The 1,569-nt window shown below is 64.5% G+C and carries 1 pseudogene; it reads right to left on the reverse strand.

Annotated features, from left to right (window positions below):
* Window positions 1-162: 162 nt before the first annotated feature.
* Window positions 163-1,556, reverse strand: a pseudogene (locus A8G08_RS19110) (acyl-CoA dehydrogenase family protein).
* Window positions 1,557-1,569: the final 13 nt, after the last annotated feature.

The raw sequence follows: 1,569 nt of genomic DNA on the forward strand, positions 1-1,569 counted from the left end.
GAGCAAAGCGGTAGCGACGAAGAGCCGGCCGGAACCGCCGTCGACGCAGCGATCGTCGTCATCGATCTGATGTGCGCGGTGCAAGCCAACGCCGACACCCCAATCAAGGAGGCCGACCTCTCCGGGGCCATCGCACCGAAGTAGCGATCGTCTGGGTACGGATTACTTCTTCGGCGGCGCAAGCACTTTCATCGCCAGGCGTTGGGCTGATTTGGGGATGCGGTCTTTCGCCGACATCGCGAATTCGCCTGCCCTGGTCCGCATCCTCGTTCCGCGGCCGAACGTCCGATTGAATACGCTGCCCTCGGTCGGCTGCTCGAAATGCAGCGGTGAGCCACCGTCGGCGGCCCCGAGCGCTCGGCCGATGACCATCTGCTGAATCTCGCTGGTGCCCTCGAAATCGTGTACAACTTGGCATCCCGATACCACTTCTCGACCGGATGGTCGCTGATGTAACCCCAACCACCCATCGTCTGCAGTGCCCGCTCGGTAGCCTTCACAGCCACCTCCGACGCCGCCAGTTTCGCCATCGACCCTTCGCCGTGCCGGAACTCGACGCCTGCTGCGGCCATCCAGGACGCTCGCCAGGTGAGCAACCGTGCGGCATCGATCTCCGTCGCGAGATGCGCGAGCGGGAACGAGATGCCCTGATTGTCGATGATCGGCCCACCGAAAGCCTCACGGCGATTGGCGTACTCGGTGGCGTATTCGATTGCGGCGCGCGCGATCCCGAGTGCTTGCGCGGCAACCATCGGGCGGGTCTGCTCAAACGTGCCGAGGGTGGCCGAGCGCCGGCGCGGCGCGCCCTCGGCGACCTGCTCCTGCACTTCGCGGGCCTTTCGCATCCTGCGCTGCAGCTTGTCGTCGCCACCGAGCAGATGGTCGGAGGGAACCCGGACCCGATGAAACTTCAGCTCTGCGGTATGCGATGCGCGGCACCCCAACTTGTCGAGCTTACGAACGAGCTCGATGCCGTCTGCGTCGCCGGGCACCACGAACAGCGCCTGCCCACGATGCCCAAGATCGGGATCCACGGTCGCATTCACGACGTGCACATTCGCGATGCCCCCATTACCGATCCACATCTTGTGCCCGTCGATCACCCAATCGTCACCATCGCGGGTAGCGGTCGTGCGAAGGTTGCGGACATCGCTACCACCCTCGGGTTCGGAAATACACAACGCCGCGAGCTTGATGTTTCCCGGCTCGCCGAAACACTCCGGTGCCCAGCGCAGCATTTGCTCGGGCGTCGCCGCCTGACCGATCGAGGACAGCGCCAGCGCCGGCATCACGATCGCAAGACCGATTCCCGCGCAGCCCCAGAACAACTCCTCCATAAAGAGGGGAAGCGACAGGCCGGTCGGGTCACCGATCAGATCGCGGTAGAACAGCGGCGAGTAGAAACCTTGCTGCGCGGCCGTCTCCAGGACGGCCCACGGAAACTCCTGATCTCGGTCGTATCGGCCGGCCACCGGCCGAACCACGTCCTCCGCGAACGCGTGTGTGCGCTCGACGAGAGCTCGTTGTGCCGGTGTGAGCGCAAGACTGAATGACATGACCGCCCCTCAT

It is taken from the genome of Aldersonia kunmingensis, from assembly GCF_001646865.1.
Taxonomy (GTDB): domain Bacteria; phylum Actinomycetota; class Actinomycetes; order Mycobacteriales; family Mycobacteriaceae; genus Aldersonia; species Aldersonia kunmingensis.